The sequence below is a fragment of the Nostocoides australiense Ben110 genome (assembly GCF_001050535.1).
Taxonomy (GTDB): domain Bacteria; phylum Actinomycetota; class Actinomycetes; order Actinomycetales; family Dermatophilaceae; genus Nostocoides_A; species Nostocoides_A australiense.
The window spans coordinates 3,326,412-3,346,430 of the sequence record NZ_HG764815.1; the positions used below are offsets into that span (position 1 = coordinate 3,326,412).

The 20,019-nt window shown below is 66.9% G+C and carries 20 protein-coding genes; 12 read left to right on the top strand and 8 right to left on the bottom strand.

The annotated features are described in order from the left end of the window. Positions 1-655 (top strand): NAD(P)-dependent alcohol dehydrogenase (locus tag BN11_RS16135; RefSeq protein ID WP_048699391.1); only part of this gene is annotated, 655 nt, incomplete at its 5' end. A gap of 75 nt (positions 656-730) precedes the next feature. Here BN11_RS16135 and BN11_RS16140 read toward each other — a convergent pair. From BN11_RS16140 to BN11_RS16155, 4 genes are all read right to left on the bottom strand, one after another. After that, the gene (locus BN11_RS16140; RefSeq protein ID WP_048699392.1) at positions 731-1,747 is read right to left on the bottom strand and encodes a TerC family protein; all 1,017 of its coding nucleotides are present in this window, start codon (positions 1,745-1,747) and stop codon (positions 731-733) included. A gap of 195 nt (positions 1,748-1,942) precedes the next feature. Then, complete coding sequence (locus tag BN11_RS16145; RefSeq protein ID WP_048699393.1) at positions 1,943-2,590, bottom strand: response regulator; 648 nt, start codon at positions 2,588-2,590, stop codon at positions 1,943-1,945. Further along, positions 2,587-3,735, bottom strand: a complete 1,149-nt coding sequence (locus tag BN11_RS16150; protein ID WP_048699394.1) for a sensor histidine kinase — start codon at positions 3,733-3,735, stop codon at positions 2,587-2,589. Before BN11_RS16150 ends, BN11_RS16145 begins: the two co-directional genes overlap by 4 nt. Then, positions 3,732-4,223 (bottom strand): DUF6326 family protein, encoded by a 492-nt coding sequence (locus BN11_RS16155; protein ID WP_048699395.1) that lies wholly within the window; start codon positions 4,221-4,223, stop codon positions 3,732-3,734. The genes BN11_RS16150 and BN11_RS16155 overlap by 4 nt, the downstream gene beginning before the upstream one ends. Before the next feature lie 149 nt (positions 4,224-4,372). Between BN11_RS16155 and BN11_RS25340 the strand changes: the two genes are divergently transcribed. After that, positions 4,373-4,594, top strand: coding sequence for a hypothetical protein (locus BN11_RS25340; protein WP_048699396.1), 222 nt, complete (start codon positions 4,373-4,375; stop codon positions 4,592-4,594). Here BN11_RS25340 and BN11_RS16165 read toward each other — a convergent pair. Together BN11_RS16165 and BN11_RS16170 are read right to left on the bottom strand one after the other, a co-directional pair. Then, positions 4,525-5,529, bottom strand: coding sequence for an aldo/keto reductase (locus tag BN11_RS16165; protein ID WP_048699397.1), 1,005 nt, complete (start codon positions 5,527-5,529; stop codon positions 4,525-4,527). The genes BN11_RS25340 and BN11_RS16165 overlap by 70 nt on opposite strands. 76 nt (positions 5,530-5,605) lie before the next feature. Further along, positions 5,606-5,869, bottom strand: a complete 264-nt coding sequence (locus tag BN11_RS16170; RefSeq protein ID WP_157044222.1) for a DUF1905 domain-containing protein — start codon at positions 5,867-5,869, stop codon at positions 5,606-5,608. 94 nt (positions 5,870-5,963) lie between these two features. Here BN11_RS16170 and BN11_RS16175 point away from each other — a divergent pair, with 94 nt between their 5' ends. The 10 genes from BN11_RS16175 (at position 5,964) to BN11_RS16210 (ending at position 18,160) form a co-directional block, all read left to right on the top strand. Then, positions 5,964-6,134, top strand: coding sequence for a hypothetical protein (locus BN11_RS16175; protein WP_157044223.1), 171 nt, complete (start codon positions 5,964-5,966; stop codon positions 6,132-6,134). Between the two features lie 70 nt (positions 6,135-6,204). Continuing rightward, positions 6,205-6,702 carry a GNAT family N-acetyltransferase gene (locus tag BN11_RS26185; protein WP_407668005.1) on the top strand — a complete coding sequence of 166 codons (498 nt, stop codon included), beginning with the start codon at positions 6,205-6,207 and terminating at the stop codon, positions 6,700-6,702. A 430-nt stretch (positions 6,703-7,132) separates the two neighbouring features. Next, positions 7,133-7,390: a hypothetical protein gene (locus tag BN11_RS22985; RefSeq protein ID WP_157044224.1), complete on the top strand. Its 258-nt coding sequence runs from the start codon at positions 7,133-7,135 to the stop codon at positions 7,388-7,390. Then, the gene (locus BN11_RS16180) at positions 7,387-8,565 is read left to right on the top strand and encodes a type I restriction-modification system subunit M (protein WP_048701717.1); all 1,179 of its coding nucleotides are present in this window, start codon (positions 7,387-7,389) and stop codon (positions 8,563-8,565) included. The genes BN11_RS22985 and BN11_RS16180 overlap by 4 nt, the downstream gene beginning before the upstream one ends. Positions 8,566-8,658: 93 nt before the next feature. After that, positions 8,659-9,834, top strand: coding sequence for a tyrosine-type recombinase/integrase (locus tag BN11_RS16185; protein ID WP_048699400.1), 1,176 nt, complete (start codon positions 8,659-8,661; stop codon positions 9,832-9,834). 614 nt (positions 9,835-10,448) lie between these two features. Beyond that, positions 10,449-12,359 carry a tyrosine-type recombinase/integrase gene (locus tag BN11_RS16190; RefSeq protein ID WP_201329283.1) on the top strand — a complete coding sequence of 637 codons (1,911 nt, stop codon included), beginning with the start codon at positions 10,449-10,451 and terminating at the stop codon, positions 12,357-12,359. Beyond that, the gene (locus BN11_RS16195; RefSeq protein ID WP_048699401.1) at positions 12,349-12,963 is read left to right on the top strand and encodes a DUF6262 family protein; all 615 of its coding nucleotides are present in this window, start codon (positions 12,349-12,351) and stop codon (positions 12,961-12,963) included. The genes BN11_RS16190 and BN11_RS16195 overlap by 11 nt, the downstream gene beginning before the upstream one ends. A gap of 201 nt (positions 12,964-13,164) precedes the next feature. Continuing rightward, entirely contained in the window at positions 13,165-13,815 is a 651-nt protein-coding gene (locus BN11_RS16200) for a DNA methyltransferase (protein WP_048699402.1), read from the top strand. After that, entirely contained in the window at positions 13,812-17,105 is a 3,294-nt protein-coding gene (locus BN11_RS16205; RefSeq protein ID WP_048699403.1) for a DEAD/DEAH box helicase, read from the top strand. Before BN11_RS16200 ends, BN11_RS16205 begins: the two co-directional genes overlap by 4 nt. A 2-nt stretch (positions 17,106-17,107) precedes the next feature. Continuing rightward, entirely contained in the window at positions 17,108-18,160 is a 1,053-nt protein-coding gene (locus BN11_RS16210; RefSeq protein ID WP_048699404.1) for an Eco57I restriction-modification methylase domain-containing protein, read from the top strand. Positions 18,161-18,373: 213 nt separating this feature from the next. Here BN11_RS16210 and BN11_RS16215 read toward each other — a convergent pair whose 3' ends face one another. Then, positions 18,374-18,592, bottom strand: a complete 219-nt coding sequence (locus tag BN11_RS16215; protein WP_048699405.1) for a hypothetical protein — start codon at positions 18,590-18,592, stop codon at positions 18,374-18,376. 317 nt (positions 18,593-18,909) lie between these two features. After that, a complete protein-coding gene (locus BN11_RS16220) occupies positions 18,910-19,701 on the bottom strand; it encodes a helix-turn-helix domain-containing protein (protein WP_157044225.1) in 792 nt (263 codons plus the stop codon). Between the last annotated feature and the right edge of the window lie 318 nt (positions 19,702-20,019).

Below are 20,019 nucleotides of genomic sequence, written 5' to 3' on the forward strand. Positions count from 1 at the left end.
CAAAGCCGGCACCCTCGCCCCGACCCCGGACGGCGTCGAGGACCGTCACGCGGCGACGATCGGGGTCTCGGGCGTCACCGCCCTCGCGGCGGTCGTCGAGCACGCTCGTGTCCAGCGCGGAGACCGGGTCCTCGTCCTCGGGGCGTCGGGAGCGGTCGGAGGGTATGCCGTGCAGCTGGCGGCACACCTCGGGGCGGACGTCACCGGGGTGTGCAGCGCGAGCAAGGAGGACCTGGTCCGCGCGCAGGGGGCGCATCGGACGGTCGACTACGCGTCCGTGCGCCTCCCTGCCATGGGTGGACCGTTCGACGTCATCATCGACATCGCCGGCAACAACCCGGTCTCCGCCCTGCGGCGCTGCTTGGCGCCGGGCGGCCGCCTCGTCATCGTCGGCGGAGAAGGAGGTGGGCGGCTCCTCGGCGGGATCGAGCGCAACCTGCTTGCGACCATGGCCGGCTGGTTCACCGCCAAGGACCTCGGATGGATGTTCTCGAGCACGACGACCGCGCGCTGCGCCGAGGTCGCCCGCCTCATCACCGAGGGGGCGGTCACGCCCGTCATCGACCGCACGGTCGATCTGGACGGCGCGGCGGACGCGATCGCCGCCATGGCGTCAGGTCACCTTCGCGGGCACGCCGTGCTCGAGATGCAGTGACAGCCTTCGGTATGCCGGACGGCTGGGTGGCCGCCTGGCATACCGCCGCTCGGCCAGCCCTCCCGAGCGGTGTGCTCAGCGGTGGCCGGAGGGCAGCACCGAGGCCTCCCGCCGGTTGGCGAGCACGCTCGTCACCGTGGTCACCGAGAGGGCGGCGACGATCACGGCCAAGGAGGCGACGGTCGGGATGGTCGGCACCCAGGTCCACACGCCGTGCGCCCAGTGGAGCACGAGCTTGACCCCGATGAAGGCGAGGATCGCGGCGAGGCCGTAGCCGAGGTGGCGGAGCTTGCCGAGCGCGCCCTCGAGGACGAAGTAGAGGGCGCGCAGGCCGAGCAGCGCGAAGGCGTTCGTGGCGAAGACCAAGTAGGGGTCGCCGGTGATGCCGTAGACGGCGGGCACCGAGTCGATGGCGAAGACGAGGTCCGTCCCGAGGATCGCGAGCATGACCAGCCCCAGGGGGGTCAGGGCGCGGCGGCCGGCCTCACGGACGCTCATTCGGGTCCCGCGATAGTCATCGGTGACCGGGTAGAACCGGCGGGCGAACCGGACGATGCGCAGCTCGTTGACGTCGACCTGGTGCCCGCCGTGGCGGGCGTCGCGCAGGACGCCCCACGCGGTGACGAGCAGGATCGCGCCGAAGATGAGGAACATCCAGGAGAAGCGGGCGATGAGGGCGGCCCCGAGGGCGATGAAGATCCCCCGCATCACGAGGGCGCCGATGATGCCGAAGAGCAGGGCCCGCTGCTGCAGCACCCTCGGCACGGCGAACGAGGACAGGATGAGGATGAAGATGAAGAGGTTGTCGACGGACAGGGACTTCTCGACGAGGTAGCCGGTGTAGTACTCGAGCCCGGTCTGGGAGCCGTGCGTGGTCCAGACCCACAGGCCGAAGGCGAGCGGGAGCGCGATGTAGAAGGCGGACCACCCGACGGCCTCTCGCATCGACACCTCGTGCGGCTTGCGGGTGAGGAGGAAGTCCAGGGCGAGCAGGGCGATGACGCCGGCGATCGTCAGCGCCCACAGGGTGGGGGTGGCGATGGTCTCGAGCGTGGTCGAGGGGGTGGCAGCGGCCAGGTGGGTGCGGAGCATGAGTCCTCGCATCGTGATCTAACGGTGCGAGGTCTCCTTCACCCCGGGTGGGGCGCGCGCCGGGCGCGGCATGGGCCGCGCGAAATGACCGGCGCCGACTTGGGAAGTACTCCCCTCGTGGCGACCGAGGATACGTGACGCGTGCGCACCCCGGCAACTGTGCGGCCCGCCACCTCGACGAGGGGGCGGCCGTCCTCAGACCCGCTTGGTGTGGTGGGCCCACATCGCGATCTCGACCCGGTTGCGGACGCCGAGCTTGGCCATGAGCGAGGCGATGTGCGACTTGACCGTGCTCAGTCCGATGAAGAGCTCCGCGGCGATCTCGGCGTTCGTGCGGCCCCGGGCCACCAGCGCCAGCACGTCCTCCTCGCGGTCGGTGAGCGGCTCGACTGGCTGGGTCGGCGCCTGAGGTGACCGGTCGGCGAAGGCCTGGAGCAGGCGGCGGGTCACGTTCGGCGCGATGAGGGCGTCCCCGGTCGCGGCCGCGCGAATGGCCTGGACGAGCAGCTCGGGGCCGGCGTCCTTGAGCAGGAACCCGCGCGCCCCGGCACGCAGGGCGCCCAGGACGTACTCGTCGAGGTCGAAGGTCGTGATGACGACGACGGCGATGGGGTTCGCCACGTCCGGCCCGGCCACCCGACGAGTGACCTCCACGCCGTCGAGTCCCGGCATGCGAATGTCGGCGAGGAGGACATCGGGTAGCAGTCGGGTCGCGAGGTCGAGGGCCGCGATCCCGTCGGCCGCCTCCCCCACGACCTCGATGTCCGGGTAGGCCCCGAGGATGAGGACGAGCCCGGCCCGCACCAGGTCCTGGTCATCAGCGACGACGACGCGGATGCTCACGGCGTAATCCTCGCAGGCAGGACCGCGTCGACGACCCAGCCGCCCTCGGGCCCGGGGCCGGCCGTGACGGATCCGCCGAGGAGCCGCGCACGCTCTGTCATGCCGGTCAGGCCGAGGCCGGGCTCGGCGCGCGGACCGGGAGCGGAGGCGCCGTCATCGGTGACGCGGAGGTGGACCTCCTCGCCCACGCGGCATACCTCGATGACCACCGTCGTCGCACCTCTCGCGTGGCGGAGGGAGTTGGTCAGGCCCTCCTGGGCGAGGCGATAGAGCGTGGCGTCGACGGGTCGGGGCAGGCCGGTGAGGGCGCCCGCCAGCCGGATCGCGACCGCTGGCGTGCCGGCGGGCCGGGTGAGCGCCGTCAGATCGGCGACGCCTCGTTGAGGGGCGTATGCCGCGGCGCCTCCCCCCTCGTCGTCGCGGAGCAGCCGCACCATGTCACGCATCTCGGCGAGCGTGCGGGACGCCTCGTCCTCGATCGAGGCGAGGAGCGCGGCAGCGCGCTCGGGCTGCCCCCTCACGAGCACCCGGCCGGCCTGGGCGGAGACCGCGATGGCCGAGATGTGGTGTGCCACGGTGTCATGGAGCTCGCGAGCCAGGGCCAGCCGCTCCTCGTTGCGGACCTCGCGCTCCTGGCGGTGCCAGAGGCTGGCGCGGTAGCGGAAAACCGCGCCGAGCGCGACGAAGAGCAGCAGGAAGAGGCCCCCGCCGACGACCTCGGCGAGGCTCGCCGACGCGGCATACATGCCGAGGGTGGCGACCAGGGCAACGGCGACCAGCCCCACGGTGACCTCGCGACCGGACCCCCAACGGACGAGGGTGTAGAGCAGGACGAGGATGACCATCAGGGACAGCAGTCCGGAATCTGCACTGCCAGAAGCGATCTGGAGGATCGAGAGCAGGCCGGCGGCGCCCCAGCCGATGAGGCAGGCCAGGAGTGGGCGGCTGCGGCGCCAGAGGAGGACGGGCATGAGCGCCATCGCGAGGGCGGTGACGAGGGGCTGCCCGGCCAGGCCCGGGCGGGCGAGGCCCTCGACGAGCGCGATCACCACCAGCACACCGACGAGCAGCCGGTCGAGCCGGCTGACCGGCGGTGCGTGGGGTGGGCGCGGCTCGTCCCAGAGGGAGCGCCGCACAACCGTCACGGCGCCAGCGTAGGGACGCGCTCCGCGTCGCGCACTCGACGTGTGAAGGACCCGGTCGCGGCGCTCGATCGCGGCCACGTCCAGGCCGTCCGGAGGATGAGGGCGAGCACGACGAGCTCGGCAGCGAAGCCGAGGCCGTAGTAGTAGATCCACTCCCCGCCCGCGAGGTTGAACGCCATCCACGGGATGAGGAGGGCGGCGACGACGAGGTTGGTGGGGCGGTTGGCCCGGGGTGGCATGACCGTGGAGAGCACGATCATCAGCGTCGGCACGAGGGAGGCGGCGAGGGCGCTGACGGCGAAGGTCTGGGTGATGTCGAACTCCCATACCCGGCCGTCGAGGATGCCCCGGACGGCGCCGGGCTTGTAGAGGCCGAGCACGTCGACGTAGACGTACATGACCATGAAGCTGGCCCACGCCGCGGCGAGCCTGAGCTGGACCGGGACGTGGGGAGTGGGCGGCGTGGGGCGGGCTGTCGAGGTTGACATGGAGGGCCTTTCACGGTCGTGGAGCGGTTGGTGTCACCACGATGGCCGCGGCCGGCCGTCGAGTCCTCCGCCCGCGGGCCCGACCTGACTCGGCCGAAAGGCGGGTATGCCGCTCGTCCTTCCGGGTCGGTCCGGCGGGCAGCGGGCTCATGACGCTCACCCCTGACCCAGAGTTCCTGGCCGCGTTCGCGCCGTATGCCGAGCCCCTGGCCGCCGCCACCCCATCCCCCGCCGGCGAGGTCCAGGGCCGTCGCGAGGGCGTCGAGGGACTGCTCGCCGCGCTCGTCTCCGGCAATCGATGTCAGGTCCGCGACCTGAGCATCGCTTTCGCGACGGCCGGTGCAGCGGCCAAGCCGGTGGTCGGTCGGTAGGTGGCCGCGGCCTCGTCGATCGCGGTGATCTCGTCGGGAGTCAGCTCGAGCTCAGCCGTGGCGACGTTGCTCTCGAGCTGCTCGACGCTCGAGGCCCCGGGGATGGCGACGACGCAGCGGTGGCGGATGGTCCAGGCCAGCGCCACCTGGGAGGGCTTGACCTGGCGGGTCGACGCGACGTCCCGCAGGACGTCGAGGAGCGGGGCGAGCGCCGTCAGGTTGTCCGGGAGGAAGTGCGGGTTGGCCCGACGCACCCCGCTGACCCTGTCCCCGGGCGCGAACCGGCCCGAGAGGAGCCCCTGCCCCAGCGGCGAGTAGGCCATGACCATCCGGCCGTTGGTTTCGGCGAAGGGGATGAGGTCCCGCTCCGGCGCGCGCTGCACGAGGCTGTACTGCACCTGGTTGCTCAGCACGACCCGGCCGCTGCCCGGGGAGGCCTCGGCGAGAGCGCGATCGGCAGCCTGCCATCGTTCCAACGAGTAGTTGCTGACCCCCGCGTGCCCGACGACCCCGACGTCGATGAGCGCGCTCATCCCGCGCATCGTCGTGCCGTCCTTGACGAGCGGGTTCGGCTGGTGCACCTGGTAGAGGTCGAGCCGGCGCACGCCGAGCCGGTGGGCGCTGGCCAAGGCCCGCTGCTGGACGACGGGTGCAATGGGCAGCACCGGGAAGAGCTTGGTCGCGATGACGAGGCCCTCGACGTCCGCGCCCGCCGCCCTCAGTGCCGCGCCGAGGATGCGCTCGCTGCGGCCCATCCCGTAGATCTCCGCGGTGTCGAAGACGGTGACGCCGAGCTCGACGGCGCGCCGCACGATCGCCGCCGCCTCGCGCTCGTCGTAGTCGGGACCGTAGCCCCACTCCTTGGAGCCGAACTGCCACGTCCCCAGCCCGATCTGGGAGACCTGCTTGCCGATGTCGACGCTCGCGTACCTCATGCACCCATCCCACACAGTGGCTGCCGCCTCGGCAACCTCCGCCGGGGTGCCCGGCGCCGTGGGCCGACTGCCGGGATCAGGCCTCGCTCAGGGTGACCTGGATCGGGTGGCCCGCGCTGAGGCCGTTCTCCTCGCGCCGAGCCTTCGAGAAGGCGATGAGGTACTTCCCGCCGCGGCTGGCCACCGTGGTCACGAAGGAGTAGTCGCCGTTCACCGTGACCTTCACCTTCGGCCGCTTGCTCGTGCCGAGCTCGGCCAGCTTCTTCTCGGGCATCTCGATCCCGGTGTTGACCGGGGGCGGCAGACCGGTATGCCGCGGACGGGCTGCGCAGCGCCTCACCTCGAGTGGTCGGCCGGTTCCCCTGCGCGTCCGCGCGCTCTCGCTTCACACACCGGACGTCGGCACGATGGGCTGGATGTGGTGCACTGTGGCGGTGAGCGCCACTCCTGCTGACGCGTGCCCGGAGATCCGGCTGCTGACGCCGAGAGAGGTCATCGAACGCGCCGATGAGCTGGTGGGACTGCAGCGAGCGGCATACCGGATCGAGGCCGATCTCATCGGTGACGACCGCATCCCGCAACTCAGCGCGGCGGCACCTGACTGATCGCGGCCGGACTCGGGTGGTTGGTGGCATTGGCTGACGAGCAGGTGGTCGCGCCCTGGCATTCAGTCGGCTGGCCGACGGGACGACCGACATCGAGCGCCTGGTCGTGGACCCCGAGCACCTGCGACGCGGTCTCGGCCGCGCCCTCGTGGAGCGCGCTGCCCGCGGTCCTGCCGTCGCCGCGACCGGCCGAGCCAACCGGCCGGCGCGACGGCTGTACGGGGGATCTGCCCGCTCCAGATCCCATGCCACATCGCCGAGACAACGTGGCCGCCGCCCGCGTCGAGAGCGAGGACGTCCTCGATCGTCCCGTCGCCCTCCAGGTACTCGCGAATCAGCCGCAGCGACCCGGCATACCAAGGCATCTCCTCCGGTAGGCGTGACTACATCAGATTGCACAGGGGCTGGCCGCTTCCGGGCATGCGAAATAGACTCGTCCACGCGACGGCACCTTCGTTTCTGCGCAACAGATTCATCAGGGTCGGCGTCGAGGGGTGCCCGGTGCAACGGGCGCCCCTCATCCATGTCTGGAGTCAGGACCCTCTCGGTCGACCTGATCGCAGCCTAGACCGGGCAGGAGCACGCTACAAGGGAAATGCGCCCATTAATTTTGGATGCCGCGCCGCCTCACTTCTGGTTTAACGCTAGGCACTAGCCACAGGCTGCCGTGCGAGAGGCAACTCTGCAGGTCGCAGCGTTACCCGTTTAATGTGCTGCACTGCACATAAAGTTGGGCCAGACAGTGGCAAGACGAGCGGAGGTCGACTAGCGTGAGGGATACCAACCCTTCGGACGGGCTGACCTGCCGTCCCCGCGAGAACCGTGGGATCATTCCTGTGCCAAGACTCCATCGAGCAATGCCGCCCGGTGAGCGCACTGTGCCCGCAGCCTTGGATTGCCTCCCGAGTGCCACCGCTGCTCCGGACACTTGGCCCTGTCTAAACCCCGCCTGTCAGGGGAGGGACCCAGAGTCTGCCGGGCCAGCTGAGCGTTCTGGTGTGTGCACTTGGCCAGCGAGGGGTCGACCCAGCTACTTCTGTTCGAGCGCCTGCCGGGAGCAGTACGAGTACGAACGTGCCCAGTTGGCCGAGGACATCAAGGCCCTCGAGGAGGCCCTCGACGCTCCTGATGGCAGCTACAGAGACCGCCGCCGAGTCGAAACCGAGTTGGCCAAACGCCGGTGGGGGATGCAGCGCTACCTCTTCGACTCCGCCCAGCTCACCCCATCACGCAAGCGCAGAAAAGGAAACGAATGACCCCCGTCGGGTTCCAGGACAAGGTCGCCTTCGTCTGGAGGGTCGCGGACAAACTGCGCGGCACCTTCAAGCAGCACGAATACGGCTCGGTCATGCTGCCGCTGCTCGTGCTTCGCCGCATGGACGCTGTGCTCGTGCCGACGAAGCAGGCAGTGCTAGACGCGGCCGCCGGAATGACGGACATTGGCGAGGGCCAGGCGGCCCTTCTCAAGAAGAAGGCCGGCCACCGGTTCTACAACACCTCACCGCTGACCTTCGCCAGTCTGCTGGGGGATGACAAGAACCTCGCGGACAACCTCCGTACCTACATTCGCAAGCTCTCCCCCGAGGCGTATGCCGTGATGGAGGCCTACGACTTCGACCCCAAGCTCGAGCGGCTCGACCGCGCGGGGATCCTGTATGCCGTCATCGCCGACTTCGCCGACCTGGACCTGCGCCCGTCGGTGGTGAGCAACGAGGCGATGGGCTACATCTTCGAGGAGCTGCTGCGGAAGTTCTCCGAGATGAGCAACGAGACCGCCGGTGAGCACTACACGCCACGCGAGGTCATCAGCCTCATGGTGAACCTGCTCGTCTCCGGAAAGACGGCCCAAGAGCTCACCGACAACCCCAAGCCGGTCCGCACGGTCTACGACCCGGCAGCGGGCACTGGCGGGATGCTCATGACCGCCCTGCACCACATCAAGGACCTCAACCCGGCAGCGATCGTCAACGTCTTCGGCCAGGAGCTCAACGACGAGACGTGGGCCATCGCCCAGTCCGACCTGATGATGCAGGACACCGCGCCGGAGCGGATGCGCAACGGCAACAGCCTCACCGCCGACGCCTTCCCTACCGAGAAGTTCGACTACATCCTCGCCAACCCGCCCTATGGAGTGGACTGGAAGGCGTATGCCGCGCCGATCAAGGACGAGCACACCAAGCAGGGCTTCCACGGCCGATTCGGCGCCGGCCTACCGCGCGTCTCGGACGGGTCCTTCCTCTTCCTGCAGCACATGCTCTCCCACATGAAACCGACCGGCTCCCGGGTCGGGATCGTCCTGTCCGGGTCGCCCCTGTTCTCGGGCCAAGCCGGGTCCGGCGAGTCTGAGATCCGCCGCTGGATCCTCGAGAACGACTGGCTCGAAGGCATCGTCGCCCTGCCCGACCAGATGTTCTACAACACCGTTATCTAACCCCGGCCTCTCGGTGTCGTCTTCTGGCTGCCACTAGTCAGCCTCCGGCGTGTCTGACACTTTCCGGCTACCCCTGTCCGTAACTTGCTGCCCATGGAGGTGACCCCGAGCTACCGGCTCGACCTCGCGCTGCTCGGCGACGGTGGAGCCCAGCGGTTCGTCGTGGTTGACGAGAACGACTGCTTGCACCGCCCGGCGAGCGACTGGCTCGGTTTCTTGCATGACGTCGGCCGATCGCCCAACACGGTGAAGAGCTATGGAAGTCGAGTGGCGTGGTACCTCTCTTGGACCGCGCAGACCGCAGACTGGCGGTCGGTGAGCCTGGGCCACTTCACCATGTGGCGGCGGGTCTTGGCGTCGACGCCGGTGCGTAAGACCAACGGTGAGGAGTCGTTCCGGAGCGATGCGACGGTCTCCTTGTGGATGACGCCGGTGCGGTCCTTCTACGAGTGGGCCGACGCCCATGATCTGCTCACTACTGACGTCGCGAAGCGGATGACCGAGGTCAGGTACTTCGCGCCAGGCACTCGGCCAGGTGGCGAGTACGGCAGGACCCAGCGGGTTCTGGCCCCGGAGTTGAAGCCGGCCTCGCGACCGGTGGTGAAGGATCCGGAGTGGATCGAGGACGAGCAGGCTCGTCAGCAGCTTCTCGACCTTGAGCTCAATGCCCGCGACCGACTGATCGTCGACCTGCTCTATTACACGGGCATCCGGGCGGGCGAGGCGTTGTCCCTCTTCACCGCAGACGTGCACTTCGGAGGGGGGTCGCCGGAGCTCGATTGCCGGATCGTTGACCCGCACTTCCACGTCCGACAGAACAATCCTGTCGAGAACGGAGCCAGGTCCAAGGGCTGCGAGCGGACCCTGTACGTGCACGACCAGCTCGTCGAGCGCTACATCGATTACGTCCTCGAGCGCCAGCGGACCCTCGGGGCCGACGACCGGTCACCGCACGTGCTGGTCAATCTCTACGACGCCGAGCGACGTGGACGGGCGATGACGTACGCCGGGCTTCGCAAACTCGTGATCCGATGCGGTACGCGGATCGGCTACGAGCTGACCGGACCACACATGATTCGCCACACGTTGGCCACTCGACTGGTCCGCGGCATCGGCTGCGAACCCCAGGCGATGGATGTGGTCCAGGCCGTCCTTGGGCACCGCAGCATCCACTCGACGCACGTCTACACCCACGATCTGGAGCGGGCGAAGAAGGAAGCCCTCGCAGCACTTGCACCCCGCTCGGTCGTGCTGGGGCCATCGCGATGACTACCGCAGTTCGTCGAGCGCTATCCTCCGCGCTGACCGACCCACAGCCGAGCGTGGCCCCGACCTGGACCGAGCATTTGGAGAGTCGCATTGTCCGGGACTGGCGCAAGGACGAGTTCGACGCCAAGAAGCTCGTGTTCACACCCGACCCAGGAAACCCAAGGACCTCGGCCGGTTACTGCCAACGATCGGGATGCGCCACGCTCCTGCCGCGAGCAGCCGTGTGCCACAGCTGCCGGAACGACCACAAGCGCTCTGGGACTGTTCTCTCGCTGAGCGAATGGGCTCCACAGGCCGAGCCCCCCGCACGCTTCGAGCCCAAGGTGGGTTGTCTCGTCTCCGACTGCGAACGGGGACATGGAGGCAACGGATTGTGCCACTCTCACAACGCCCGGTTCGGTAGGTGGAGGAAGACCCACGACGACGGCGACGTGGCGGCGTGGATCGTCGACGATCGGCCGAGGGCGCTGTCGGCCAGGCCGCGCTGTCGCGCCGGTGCCTGCCGCGCAGACGGTACCGGTCGGAACGGCCTGTGCTACGGCCACCAAAGCGAGTACCTCAAGTGGGAACGATCCGGCGGGACCACCGGACTGGCAGTAGATGCCGATACCTGGTTGCGCACCACCCGCGAGCCGCCGATGGACTCCGAGAAACTCACCTCCTACTCAAGCGCAGCCGCTGTCCCGTTCGGCGCGCTGCCCGAACCGCTGAGGTGGGAACTCCTCTACGCCGTCCAGCAGCGAGACCTCGGCGGCGGGGTGCTGGCAACCGCAGAACTGCGGGGCACCTACCGGGCCCTTCTTCGCAGCGGCCGCACCTCCGTCGTCGGCGCAACGCTCCTCGGCCGAACGTCGAACAACCCCTACCTCTTGGGGCTGCTCAACGAGTGGCAGCGGCACATCGACGATGCCCATCGCAGCTGGTCCGGCATCGATGATCGTGATCCTCAGATCATCTACCTGCGCGACCTCGAGCTCACCGCCGCGGCGACACCCGTCGGGCCACACGCGAAGGTGGACCTCAGACCGATCCGGCAGTCATGGATCGCGGACTCCTACGAAAGTTGGGTCCGCGCTGCGCCGCGTAGCAGACACAACGTCTCGTACCTGCTCCACATGGTGGTCCTGATCGACGAGATCCTGACGGTGCGAGGCACACCCCGCACCGCACTGGGTAGGCCTGACATGGATGCCATCGTCAACGGGATCCGGAAGCGCTGGCACCTGGACCACACCCAGCGACGCCAGATCGGCCTGCTCAACAAGTTCCTGGCAGACTGCCGCCGCGACGAACAGCTTCAGGCGCACTGGGCCGACATCCCCGCCACGTTCGCCCTCGACCTGGCCCGCCACCGGCCACGGGGAACCAAGTCACGCACCCGGGACGGTGACGACGCCTTCCGGTTCGTGCCGCAACCGATCATCGACCACCTGATGGACAACCTGAACCTGCTCCAGCGTCGTACGCCCTACCTAACCGCTGAGGCACGCGCGATGCTGTTCCTGCAGGAACGGTGCGGGCGTCGCACCACCGAGACCATCAGGCTCAAGGAGGACTGCATCTCCTACGACGACCAGGGCGCGCCGTACCTGGAGTGGGAGCAGTGCAAGCCGCCGTACAAGATGGGCAAGCGGCTGCCCATCCATCAGGAGACCCACGACGTCATCAGGCAATGGCAACAGATCAAACGTGAACACGGCATCGAGTCCCGATGGCTCTTCCCCGCAGTACAGAGGCCAGGCGTCGACAAACCGTGGAACTCCACCTACCTCCAGACGCGGGTCCAAGACCTGGTCAACGTGGTGCTGGAGCAGGCTCCCTACGAGGGAGTTGCCGAGGGGCCGGAGGGAAACCTCATGCACTTCGACCTCAGGGCGCTGGATGCCTACTCGTTCCGGCACGCCTTCGCGCAGCGCTTTGCAGATGCCGTCGACGCGGACGGCCGGTCGACCACGCCTCCCGACGTACTCCAGGAGTACATGGGCCATGGCAGCTTCAACACCACCATGGCTTACTACCAGGTCACCGCGAAGCGGCGGAAGAAGGCCCTGGAAGCGGTAGCTCCCCGACGACTGAACCTCCAGGGTGCGGCCATCAGCGTGGCTCGAGAGCGGGACGGCTTCACGAAGGTCGCCGTGTCCCTCGGGCATTGCACTGAGCCTCAGAACGTCGCCGCCGGCGGTCACGGCTGCATGGTCGACCACGCCTGCGAGTCCTGCCCGTTCTTCCTCGTCGACCCCCTCGAACGCGATGGCATGGAGGCTAAGCGTCATGCGCTGCGCGTGAAACTTGAGCGGGCCAGGGTGATCAACGCCCAGCAGCACCTCCTGGACCACTACGAGGCCAGGATCAAGGACACCAGCACGATCATCGACGGCATCGACGCCTACATCGACGGGCTGCCCGAGCACGAACGTCTAGCCATCCGCGAAGCCGTGGAGCGGATGGCCGACATCCGACGCCGGGCCACGGCCGCCCGAAAGATCGATCTGCGCCAGCTCCTGGAGGCCAACGATGACACCTGACACAGCCGTCGACGCCCTCCGACGCAACCGCGCCCAAGCCTCAACGGCAAAGCAGCAAGCCGTCCTGGCAGCACTCGACCGCCTCTGCGCTGCCGGGCACGAGGTGAACATCTCGACCGTCGCCCGCGCAGCTGGAGTGTCTCGACAGTTCCTCTACACCCACGAGGCGCTCCGACAGGCCGTCGCCAAAGCAACCCCCGCTGGCAGCAAGGAGCAACACGACGAAGACGCCGGAGCACACATGTCCCGCGGGCTGCGAGCCGACCGCCGCATCCTCACCGCGAAGGTTGAACGCCAAGCTGCGGCCATCACCGACCTGAAGGAACAGGTGGCGACCTTGGAGCACCAGAGACAACGCTGGCTCGGCACCCAGCTCAACGCTGACGCATCCATCGATCCGGAAGCTCACTCCGAGCTTCGGATCACCAACGAGCGACTGACCGCCCAGAACGCCTCACTGACCGCCCAAGTCACCGAACTGCGCCGGATCAACACCATCCTCGAGGCAGACCTGGCCGCCTCACGGCAAGCCCACGCAGAAGACGTCGCGAACCTGCTTCCCGACACCGCCGCAACGGTGACGACAATGGCGTCACGACGATGACCGAGCCCCGCGACGCCGGTCATTTCTCCGCCACACCACGGCGACAACGAGCCTGTCAGCCCCAACCGCTAGCGTCTGGCCGAAGGCCCCGGCCCACAGAATATGGAGTGCAACCATGTCGTCGTCACGAGATGACCAGTCGACCGAGGACCCCGCTGGGACGGACTCCTTCGCCCACAACGTGTCCCGTCGGGAGCATCCGTGACGCTGGCTGAGACGATTGTCGAGGAACAGCTCGTGAAGTCCCGGATCCGCGTGAAGTCCTACGGGGAGGTCTTCACCCCCCGCCACATGGTCGACAAGATGCTCGACCTGGTGCGCGAGGAGCTGGAGACCGGCCCGGGCTTCGTCGACAAGACCTTCCTGGAGCCGGCTGCCGGCGACGGGAACTTCCTCGTGGCGATCCTGCAGCGCAAGCTGCGCGCAATGGAGCTGCGGGTGGAGCCGGCGCTCTGGCTCCAGGAGTCCCTGTTCGCCCTCGCCTCGATCTACGGGATCGAGCTCCTCGAGGACAACCATGCCGATGCCAAGGTCGCCATGCTGGATGAGTTCCTCACCTTCCACCACAGGCACAGCACGCCGTGCAGCACCCGCACCAACCTGCACCGCGCGGCCGCGTTCCTCATCGACACCAACATCATCCGCGGGAACACCCTCACCGGTCTGGACTGGCGCGGCCAGGAGATCCAGTTCTCGTGGTGGCACAGGTCCCCCGAGGAGCCGGGCATCGTGGTGCGCGAGCCCTTCTCGTTCGCCTCGTTGCGTGAGGACGCCATGCTCGACTTCGCGGACTACGACGTCTACGCACCGTGTCCCATCGACCGCGTCCACCAGGAGGTGAAAGCCCCGTGACGAGCCCCAAGATCGACACGTTCCGCCAGATCAACCCGATGGTCTACTCGTGGCGGACCCCGGACGTGCCCAAGTACGACGGCTGGGAGAAGATCGGCGAGACACGTCTCCAGACCGTCGAGGATCGGATCGCCCAGCAGGCGTCCCAACTGGCGATCCGCAAGGAGACGTTGTGGGCGTTTCCGGCAAGGTTCATGACGCAGTCTGGGGGTTGGTTCAGCGACCACGACTTCCACGAGTACCTGAAGCAGCAGGGCATCAAGCGTGAGTTCGATCCTGATGCTCGCCCTCAGCTCACGGAATGGCACGACTTCCGCGAAGCCCCGAAGACCTCCAAGGACTACTTCTTCGCGTTCGCTAGCCAGGACTACTCTGACCTCCAGGGCAGCGGGGAGGAAGACTACGTCCTGCGGCCGGAGCAGCAGGAGGCCGTCGCCCAAGCCAAGGCAGCCTACGCCAGGGGTTCCGAGGAGGTCCTGTGGAACGCCAAGCCCCGGTTCGGCAAGACCCTGACGACCTACCACCTCATGCGCGAGCTGGACGCGGTCCGCGTCCTCGTGGTCACCAACCGCCCGGCCATCGCCAACTCCTGGTTCGACGACTTCACCCGCTTCATCGGCCACCAGACGACCTTCAAGTTCGTCTCGGAGTCGCCGTCGCTGGCGCGACGCTCACCGATGACCCGTGCCCAGTGGATCGCCTACTCCAACGAGCACATGGACAAGGATCCCCGCGTCGTCGAGTTCCTCTCGCTGCAGGACCTCAAGGGGTCGCAGTACTTCGGCGGCACGCACAAGAAGCTGAAGCACATCGCCGACTTCCACTGGGACCTGCTCGTCATCGACGAGGCCCACGAGGGCGTCGACACCACGAAGACCGACATCGCCTTCGACCAGATCAAGCGCAAGCACACGCTCCACCTGTCGGGCACACCGTTTAAGGCGCTGGCTTCCGGCCGGTTCACCGACGCCGAGATCTTCAACTGGACCTACGAGGACGAGCAGCAGGCTCGGGCGGACTGGGACGACGGGACCCAGGAGAACCCCTACGCTGCCCTTCCCACCCTCAACCTGCTCACCTACCAGCTCTCCCGCATGATCACCGACCGCCTGGCCGAGGGCGTGGCCATCGACGAGGACGAGGCGAGCGTGGACTTCACGTTCGACCTCAACCAGTTCTTCGCCACCAAGGACAACGGCTTCTTCGAGTACGAGGCCGAGGTGATCAAGTTCCTCGACACCCTCACGACCAACGACAAGTACCCGTTCTCCACCCCCGATCTGCGCGACGAAATCCGACACTCCTTCTGGCTGCTCCACCGCGTAGCCTCCGCCAAGGCGCTGGAGAAACTCCTCAAGGCACACCCGGTATTCAGGGACTACACCGTCGTCCTGGCAGCCGGTGACGGCCGCACCGACGAGGACGACCCGGTCGCTATCGGCAAGTCCCTGGACAAGGTGCGTGGGGCGATCGCCAGCGCGGAAGCCTCGGGTGGCAAGACCATCACGCTCTCCGTCGGCCAACTCACCACCGGCGTCACGGTCCCCGAGTGGACCGCAGTCATCATGCTGTCCAACATGGCCTCGCCGGCCCAGTACATGCAGGCGGCCTTCCGTGCCCAGAACCCGCACACCTTCATGCGTGCCGACCAGGTGCTCCAGAAGCAGAACGCCTACATCTTCGACTTCGCCCCCGAGCGCACGCTCACCATCTTCGACGACTTCGCCAACAACCTGAGCCCGAAGCCGCCCTCGAGCGCACAGGTCCGGCAGGACAACATCCGTACCCTGCTCAACTTCTTCCCAGTCCTGGGTGAGGACTCACAAGGGCGCATGATCGAGCTCGACGCCTCCCAGGTGCTCACCTTCCCGCGGATCTTCAAGGCCCGCGAGGTGGTCCGTCGCGGGTTCCTGTCGAACCTGCTGTTCGAGAACGTCGCCGGCATCTTCCGCTACTCCGAGCACGTGAAGGAGATCCTGGAGAAACTGCCGAGCGCCAAGCAGGGCAAGGTCAAGAAAGGTGAGACCCTCGACATCCCACAACCGCCGCCCACGACGGACCGTGACGGCAACGTGCAGGTCGACGAGACCGTCATCAACCCCAAGGTCGCCGAGCTCGGCCCGCCGGTGTGGTCAGTCGAGGACATCCCCGCCATTGACCCCGCAACTCCGGCGGCCAAGGCCGCCACCGAGATCGCCAGGTTCGTCACGAGCCAGACCGGCACCAAGCGCGAGGAACTGAAGGACGCCTACCAGCTGACAAATAAGCAGGTCGAGCGAGACGTCAAGCGCACCGAGCAGCAGGTGGCCGACAAGGTCGAGCGCGCACTGACCGACCACCAGATCACCCAGAAGCACCTTCAGGATGAGTTCGACGCGGCGGCCACGGAGGCGGAAGCCGAAGACGTCAAGTCTCGGCAGGCGGGCGAGATGGAGGCGTTCAAGAAGGACCTGGCGGCCATCGTGGAGGACGTGATGAAGACCATCGTCCCCGAGGTGGTCAAGCGGGAAGAGACCAAGTCGGAGCAGAAGCGCGCCGACAAGACGATGGAGGACGCCCGGTCCCACTTGCGGGGTTTCGCCCGCACGATCCCGATGTTCCTCATGGCCTACGGCGATCGGGACACCCGCCTGGCGAACTTCGACGACTACACCCCCGACGATGTGTTCGAGGAGATCACCGGCATCACCGAGGCCGAGTTCCGGGTGCTGCGCGACGGCCAAGAGATCACCGAAGACGACGGGACGGTCACGATCATCCCCGGCCTGTTCGACGAGTCCGTCTTCGACCAGGCCGTCCAGGAGTTCCTGGACAAGAAAGAGGGTCTGGCTGACTACTTCGACGACGAACTAACCGAGGACATCTTCGCCTACATCCCTCGGCAGAAGACCTCGCTGGTGTTCACCCCCAAACCCGTCGTCGAGAAGATGGTTGACATCCTGGAAGAAGAGAACCCCGGCATCTTCACCGACCCGGAAAAGACCTTTGCGGACCTCTTCTCAACGGCGGGACTCTTCCTGATGGAGCTTGTTCGCCGCCTCGACCACGGCCTGGCCGACCAGATCCCAGACCAGGACGAGCGCCTGCGGCACATCCTCACCTCGCAGATCTTCGAGATGAGCCACAACCAGATCCTGCACCGCATCACTATCGAGGCCGTCTCCGGCGGCATCCCCGAACGCAAGCGTTGGATGGAGGAGTCCGGACACTTCAGGGTGGGCAACCTCGCTCGGATGACCCCCGAAGAGCGACAGACGATGGTCGAGGACATGCTGACAGTAGGGTCCTGACCATGAGCAAGAAGTTCGATGTTGTCATCGGCAACCCGCCCTATCAGGAGGAGGCGCAGGGAGGGGGCACCCGTGACACCCCCGTGTACCACCTGTTCATGGACGCGGCCTACGAAGTAGGCAAGAAAGTCGTGCTCATCACCCCGGCACGCTTCCTGTTCAACGCGGGCTTCACCCCTAAGGCGTGGAACGAGAAGATGCTCGCTGACCCTCGCCTGAGGGTCCCGCACTACGTGCCTGACAGTGACGCCCTGTTCCCCGGTACGACGATCAATGGCGGGATCGCAGTCACCTACTGGGATGAGGATCACGACGGCGAGTCAATCGGCACGTTCACGAGCTTCCCGGAGCTCAACACGATCCTCCACAAGGTGATCGAGTCCGGTGATGCCTCGCTGGCCCAGATCGGGATCACGAGTTCGCGCTCCTACCGCTACACAGACAAGTTGTACGAAGACCACCCGCAGGCTCGTGACCTGCGACCAGAAGGCAACACGGCGCTGGTGAATACGAACACGTTCGAGCAGTTCGCGTTTCTCTACCACGCAGACAAGCCCGCCGACGGCAACGAGTATGTCCGTGTGTACGGCCTCGCTGGCAGGAGCCGCGCTTACCGCTGGATTCGCCGTGACTACCTCACCGGTCCGGAGGGCCTCGGTAAGTACAAGGTCCTGGTGCCGGCTTCCCGAGGGCACCTCGGAACACTCGGTAGGGAGCCGGCCTTGGTTATCGGTGAACCGATGATTGGTGAGCCCAGTGTTGGGGTCACCCAGACCTTCATCACGATCGGATCCTTCGATGAGAAGGTCGCCGCCGACGCTTGTCTCAAGTACGTGAAGACCAAGTTCGCCCGCGCGCTTCTCGGTGTCCTGAAGATCACTCAGCACAACCCTGCCAGGGTCTGGAAGTACGTCCCCCTCCAAGACTTCACGTCGGCTTCGGACATCGACTGGACGACTCCGATCCCGCAAATTGACCAGCAGCTTTACGCGAAGTACGGCCTCGACGCCGACGAGATCGCCTTCATCGAAGCCCACATCAAGCCGATGGAATGACCGCTGGCGACATGATCTGACCTTGCATTTCACAAGTTGCCCCCGCCCAGATAGTTGGGCGGGGGCAACGTTGAGGCGTCGGTCAGCCGACCTGCCGCACCACCCGGGCCGGCAGGGGGACGATGCGGCGCCTGGTGGTGACTACGGTCGTCACCCTGACGGTGATGCCACCACGGCGGATGACACGGGTGCGACGAGTGGTCGACACCACGATCAGCCGTTCTCGGTGACGGTCGAGCCGGGGTGGCGCCGGGCCGTCGCCGGGGTCACGAACCGGCCGGTGATCGCACTGCGGGAGCGCGTCCCCGATCCCTTATTGCCGCCCGCCTCGATGACGGTGCTCTTCGGGTGGCGCGCTGCTGTCGCCCGGGTCACGTACCGGCCGGTCTTGGCCGATCTTGCGCGCCCGCGGCCGCTGGACTTTCCTGCCATGTCGAACCTCCAAAGGGTTCACGTGCGGGCTCGGAGGCGATAGGCTGTCGGTTTCCACACCATGCTCGCCCTTCGCTCCGTCCCGCGGTTCGGAGGGCGGTGCTGTTGCACCACCCTGGCCGGCTCCCGGTTGGAGTCGGTCGTCTATCTCTTAGTGGTGCCGTCGTCGCTACCCCCCGGCTGATGGGGAGTTTGCTTGGCCTGGGCTTGGGCGATGACGCTCCTAGCCCGGGTGACGGACACCGAGGCTCGAAGAGTGCGCGCCTGCCGGCTGCCGAGTGAGCTCTTGTTCACCTTCTGGACGATGTTGCTGTCGCTCACGCGCTCCTCCGTTTCTGGATCCTCTGCCTGTGGTTGGCGAGCATCCGCTCGACCGTCTTCTCCGAGACACTGAGCTCTTGGGCGATCTCCCACTGGCGCCAACCGGCCGCCGTATAGACGATGGCGAGGCGGAGCCTGCGGTCCTCGATCTCGCCGAGTTCGGCCTGGGCCAGCATGTCGTCCAGGGCGCGGTCGTGAGGGCGCACGTGAGGGTGCAGATCCTCGGTCATCTCGCGCTGTGCGCTCCAGCGGTCCTCCCGGGCGAGCCAACTCCTGTAGATGTTGGCGAACCGGATGAGGCACTGCCCGATGAAGAAGGTGCGCAGGCTCGCACCCTTGCGCGGGTCCCACTTCTTCTTGAGCAGGACCGTCTCCCGGAACTTGATCACCGCCAGACCGACTGTCTCGTTCGTCAGCTCCTCGGCGTGGTCGTCCCGGAGCTCCCATGACGGAGGGGCAAGTCCGCCCAGGCCGCGATCACGACACTTGGCGAAGATCAGTCCAGATCGCACCCATGAGCCGATGACGGCCAGTCCGTAGCGCGCGAGTTCGTCCGCGAAGTAGTCGTAGCCTGACCCGCAGAATCCGGCTAGCGCGAGGGTGTTATAGAGGTCGAGGTCACCGGCGAGCCGATCCACATCAGCTGCGGGCTTGTCAAAGGCGGGGTCCGCCAGCCACGCCTCCGGCACCCCGAGCGCAATCGTCCCACTCTTGTCCGGTTGTATCCGGGGCGCCCCCGAGTCCCCGACGGGCTGTCCGTCGGGCGCCTCCTCGGGGGGCGGGATCAAAAGGTCTCCTCATCTGTCGGGCTTGAGCACCGACGCGCAAGCTTCTCGGTGTTCAACCCCTCTTAAGTGCCGGCCCCATCATCTCCCCCCACACCGACATGGTGATATATGTCACATCGAGGGGCCATGTCCGATGGCAGATCCGAACGTGGCGGACACCACTCTGGCAGCCGGACAAAACTGCTCGGAACCGTGGCCAACACCTACGTGGGTTCTCAATGCCGACCGTTGCTGGGGCGCCCCACTCCCGCTTCTGACAGTCGTGGACACTGAGAAGCCTACTCCTGTGCGGCAATCCGCCTGAAGGGTTAGATAAAC